The sequence below is a fragment of the Gordonia sp. VNK1 genome (assembly GCF_040049135.1).
Taxonomy (GTDB): domain Bacteria; phylum Actinomycetota; class Actinomycetes; order Mycobacteriales; family Mycobacteriaceae; genus Gordonia; species Gordonia oleivorans.
The window spans coordinates 1-4,838 of sequence record NZ_JBDZDJ010000050.1; the positions used below are offsets into that span (position 1 = coordinate 1).

General features: G+C 64.4%; 5 protein-coding genes and 1 pseudogene. 2 read left to right on the forward strand and 4 right to left on the reverse strand.

Annotated features, from left to right (window positions below; all coding sequences use genetic code 11):
- Positions 1–182, forward strand: a 182-nt coding sequence (locus tag ABLE94_RS26150; protein WP_348810300.1) for a hypothetical protein, incomplete at its 5' end; no start/stop codon positions are given.
- 215 nt (positions 183–397) lie between these two features.
- Here the strand turns inward: ABLE94_RS26150 and ABLE94_RS26155 are convergent.
- Genes ABLE94_RS26155 through ABLE94_RS26165 form a run of 3 tightly spaced genes read right to left on the reverse strand, consistent with a single transcriptional unit; the run spans position 398 to position 2,911 of the window.
- The gene (locus ABLE94_RS26155; RefSeq protein ID WP_348810301.1) at positions 398–742 is read right to left on the reverse strand and encodes a DUF2200 domain-containing protein; all 345 of its coding nucleotides are present in this window, start codon (positions 740–742) and stop codon (positions 398–400) included.
- 10 nt (positions 743–752) lie between these two features.
- Complete coding sequence (locus ABLE94_RS26160) at positions 753–2,453, reverse strand: MFS transporter (RefSeq protein WP_348810302.1); 1,701 nt, start codon at positions 2,451–2,453, stop codon at positions 753–755.
- A gap of 23 nt (positions 2,454–2,476) precedes the next feature.
- Positions 2,477–2,911, reverse strand: coding sequence for a MarR family winged helix-turn-helix transcriptional regulator (locus ABLE94_RS26165; protein ID WP_348802787.1), 435 nt, complete (start codon positions 2,909–2,911; stop codon positions 2,477–2,479).
- Between the two features lie 254 nt (positions 2,912–3,165).
- On the opposite strand from ABLE94_RS26165, the gene ABLE94_RS26170 reads away from it, so the two are divergent.
- Positions 3,166–3,816, forward strand: coding sequence for a GPR1/FUN34/YaaH family transporter (locus ABLE94_RS26170; protein ID WP_348810303.1), 651 nt, complete (start codon positions 3,166–3,168; stop codon positions 3,814–3,816).
- A gap of 227 nt (positions 3,817–4,043) precedes the next feature.
- Here the strand turns inward: ABLE94_RS26170 and ABLE94_RS26175 are convergent.
- Positions 4,044–4,838, reverse strand: a pseudogene (locus tag ABLE94_RS26175) (hypothetical protein); the annotation flags it as partial.

Here is a 4,838-nt window from a genome sequence, read left to right on the forward strand (position 1 = left end):
TCGTCACCACCGCCCGCCGCTACCGCACCGTCACCATCCAAGCCGGCGAACAGACCCTCACCGCCGCCGATCCACTACCCGACGGCCTCCGCGAAGCGATCATCGCGATCCGAGGTGGACACTCAATTGAGCCAAGTCAGGTTTCACTCCTCGACGAGTTCGGGACCAAAGCCTCGCGTTGAATTCATTGAGTTCATATTCAGAGTCACGCAGCCGACAGTGCGGGAATTAGGTGATCAGATTCACCGGGCACACAAGGAATAATGCAACGGAAATCGTCGTTATAACAACATGATCGAGCGCTGCGCAGATCAAAGTATTAGGCGGTGCCAACAACACGGCGTCGGGCGGTTCGGACGATCGTCGACGAATGGTCAGGCGGGAATCCCGCCCGAGTTCAGCCGCGCAGCACCTTCTCCATCGGACGCCCCTTGGCGAGCTCGTCGACGAGTTTGTCGAGATAGCGAATGTTGCGCATCAGCGGGTCCTCGACCTCCTGCACCTTCACGCCACACACCGATCCGGTGATCAGCGAGACGTGTGGATTGATCTCGGCGGCGGCGAAGAAGTCCTCGAAGGTGGTGCCCTTCTCCAGGTGGGCGGCCAGCGCCGCATCGTCGAAGCCGGTGAGCCACTCGATGACCTCGTCGAGTTCGGCCTTGGTGCGACCCTTCTTCTCCATCTTGGCCAGATAGGCCGGATAGACCGAAGCAAAGCTCATGGTGAAGATGCGGTGGCTCACAGCCCGCAGCCTACCGAGCTGCCGCCGTCGCGGTCTCCCCAACCGGCTCGGGCCGATGCGGCGCGCCCCGCAGCAGCGACGCCACCGCTGCGCAGACCGACAGCAGGATCGATACGACGAAGACGATGACAAGGCCGTCGTGGAAGGGCCCCGACAGCAGGCCGGGGAAGAACTCATGCCCCGTCAGCGTCTGGACCTGATCGGGACGAAGCGTGGTGAGGACACCGGTGTCGGCCAGCAGGTGATCGATCGGATTGACACCGAGCAGCGCCGAGAACAGCGACGCCACCGGCGGCAGGTTCGCGACATTGTCGGCCACTGTCGCCGGGACCCCTTGATCCTGCAGTCCGGTCGACATGGTCGTCGGCAGGTTCGCCGAGAGCCCGACGATCATCAGCGAGAAGAACACCCCGATCGACAATGCGGTGCCGGAGTTCTGGAAGGTGGCCCGCATACCGGACGCGACCCCGCGATGGCGTGCCGGCACGCTGCCCATGATCGACGAGGTGTTGGGTGCGGCGAACATGCCCGTGCCGATTCCGTTCAGCGCGATGAGTAACGCAAAAGCCCAGTACGGGAAGACGATCGGCAGGAACAGCAGACCGATGAAGCTCGATCCGAAGAGCATCATGCCGACCGTGGCGAATCCCCGAGCGCCGAACCGGTCCGACAACATCCCGGTCAGCGGTCCCGCGACGAAGAAGCCACAGGTCAACGGCAGCATGAAGATTCCGGCCCAGAGCGGCGTATCGGCATAGTCGTAGCCGCGCAGGGGCAGCCAGATTCCCTGTAACCAGATGATCAGCACGAACTGCAATCCACCTTGTGCCAGAGAGGCGCACAGGGCGGCGAGATTACCGGCGGTGAAGGCACGAATCCTGAAGAGCGACAACTCGATCATCGGTTCGGCCACGCCACGTTCGATTCCGACGAAGGCGATCAGGAGGAGCAGACCGGTCACGAGAAGGCCGATCACCACCGGGTTGCCCCATCCCATCGTGTGCCCGTCGTAGGGCTGCAGTCCGATGGTGATGGCGATGAGGATCGCCGACAGTCCGATGGCGAAGGTCGCGTTACCCCACCAATCGATCTTGCCGGGATGCCGTTCGCCATTGTCACGCAGCTTCCGGTACGCCCACACCGTGAAGAACAGACCTATCGGCACGTTCACCCAGAACACTGCTCGCCAATCCCACGCGGCCAGGAGCCCCCCGAGCACCAATCCGCTCAGCTGACCAGCAAGGGCCGCAACCTGATTGAGACCCAGTGCGAATCCTCGTCGATCCGCCGGGAACGCGTCGGTCAGGATCGCGGCAGAGTTGCCGGTGAGCATCGATCCGCCGAGCGCCTGCAACAGACGCCACACGATCAACCAGATGGCGGCGCCGGAGGCGTGAAAAGGGTCGAAGGACAGCAGAATCGAGGCGACCGTGAAGACGGCGAAGCCTGCGTTGTAGATCCGCACCCGGCCGAACATGTCGCCGAGCCTGCCCAGCGTGGTCACCGCGACGGCCTGGACGAGCCGATACCCCATGATCATCCACAGCAGGTAGCCGATGTTTTGCGCGGCCAACGGATCCAGGCCGATGCCACGGAAGATCGCCGGCAACGAGATGATCACGATCGACCCGTCGAGCGCCGACATGAACACCGCCGCGGTGGTGTTGGACAGCGCCACCCACCGGTACCCGGAATCGTCCTCTGCGGTCACCGCTTCCGGGGTCGACACCGCGCTCACAGGGCGTCGGCCAGGCGTGCGAGCAGTGGCAGTGCGGCACCGATCGCCGACACCTCGTCCTCGGTGAGGACCTCGGCCATCGCGGTCGCCAGTGCACGGGTGCGGTGATCTCGTCGGTCGCACAGTGCTGCCCGGCCGATGTCGTTGAGGCACAGAACCGCCCGCCGCCCATCATTCGGGTCGGGTGCGCGCGTGATCAGCCCGCGGTCGAGCAGGGTTGCGATGGTGGCACCCATCGATTGTGGGCTGATCTGCTCCTGCCGGGCCAAATCCGCCGAGGTCGCGGTCCCCTCGCGGTCCAGCCGGGCCAGGACCGCGGTCTCGGGCACGGTGGGATCATCCGGACTGCGATGCAACCGGAGTCGACGGATCAACGCTCCCAGGGTGATGCGCAGATCAGACGCCACATCGATCACGACATCATTTGCCATGCTAATCAGTCTAGGCTTATCAGGCGCTCCTGATCGAATCTCTCGAACGGCCCACTACGCACAAGTCGGACACCGCCCGCCCCTTTGGCCAGGCACGATCAGGTGCACTCCCGCACAACGGGTGCGCTGACCCACTACCCCACCGGACAGTGCGCGGATGGTTCATATCGCCGACTATTGTGATCTGCGACACCCGGGTCCTACGTTTCCGGTGGGCATCACCACGCATGCCCTTCCCTCGCAAAGGACTTCTCATGACTGACGTTGCCGTGGCCCCAACGGATCTGATCGCGGATGTCTCCGCTCCACCATCCGAGCCGGCGCCCGCCCCGACCGGAAATCCCGCCACCGTCGGAGTACCGACGTTCATCGTGGGTTCGGTCGCGTTGGGCATGGTGCTCATCGGTGTCGTCCCTGCCACCGCGGTGGGCGCCTCGATTCCCATCATTCTGGCGGCCACCGGTGTTGGTCAGCTCGTCGCCGCGGTGTGGGCATCGTCTCTCGGGCAGAATGCGGTTGCCGCGATCTTCGGCATCTTCTCCGGGTTCTGGTTCAGCTATGCCGCCCTGGTTCTCGGACTGACGCACAACTGGTACGGCGTCGGGGCCGACAACGCCGTCGCGACGCAGGAGGTGTTCCTCACGTCGTGGTTGGTGGTGATTGTGCTGTTGACCCTGGCCACCCTCCGGCTTCCCGCTGCATTCACCCTGCTGTTCGCATTGATCGACCTCGCGCTCGTGCTTGTTCTGATCGCGACCGCGCAGGGCAGCTCCGCCGTCCAGACCGCCGCAGGCTGGGTCGTCTTTGCCTTCGCAGCCGTCGGGGCATACCTGTTCTTCGATGCGATGTCGACGTCCACAGGTGGCCGTGCACTGCCGATAGGCCGCCCCGTTCTCGGTGGATGACCACAACCGGACATGATGAGTGTGGCTGCAGGAGCGCACTTCCCGCAGCACAAACAATCCGCCGCGTCCCGATCGGGCGCGGCGGCGTTGTTGCTGCGGGCAGAACCGCTACTCCCGTGAGATCCATCCTGTCGAGGTCGAGGCCTCGCAAGCTGACACTGGAACTCCCCACGGCCACAACATTTCTGCGGCAGTGCGGCCCGGCCAGTCCGGTGGGGCAAGCTGGTTCAGGAAGTGTCGAGCCGGTGGTGGAGCCGGGCGGCCAGGACTCGTTCGATTCGGCTGTTGCGTGGGTTCATGCCGATGGCGGCCAGTTCATCGAGCTCACGTTCCTCGAGCTCACGTTCGATCTTGACGCGGCTGATACGGAATCCGCCACTACGGATGCGACGTTCGCGAGCCTGATCCTCGGCGGTCGTGTCGCGGACGCGGATTCGGGTGCGTGAGGCACGCTCCAACCCGGCAGCGGTGGCTGGGTCGTCGGGATCGTCGGTGATCGGAACATCGTCTCCGTCGAAGATGACCAGGTCGATCTCCCCGGTGTTGGTGACACCGGGTTCGTCGGGGTGCTCGTCGCCTGCGGCGTCGGGCCCGTCGGGCTGATCGGGTGGTCGGGGTTCGGCGGGATCGGATTGGGCTGCGCCGGAATCGTATTCGTCGACGGCTGGTTCCGGTTGCTCAGCGACGCCGGACTCGTGGTCGTCGCTGTGGTCCACGATGTCTTCGCTGTCGACGCTGTCTGCGATGTCGATGGTCGAGGTGTCGGCGGTCGGAGCCTGCTGATCCTTCGGAGCACCACGGTGGGACGGGGTTTCGGCCTCGATGGTTGCCGGGGCTTCAGTCTCGTGGTTGCTGTCGGTGTCGGGATCGGCCGGTTCGTCGATGAGGGTATCGACCGACTCGGCGTCACCCTCCGCGTCAGCGGCGGCGGCTTCGATGTCATCAGTTTCGGCATCGACCGCTTCGGCGTCAACCACGTCGGTGTCTGCGGGTTCGGTTGCGCCGGAACCACTACCGGTATC

Coding starts and splice junctions, on each gene's coding strand:
- ABLE94_RS26170 (WP_348810303.1), top strand. CDS start 3,166: ATGACTGACGTTGCCGTGGCCCCAACGGATCTGATCGCGGATGTCTCC.
- ABLE94_RS26165 (WP_348802787.1), bottom strand. CDS start 2,911: ATGGCAAATGATGTCGTGATCGATGTGGCGTCTGATCTGCGCATCACC.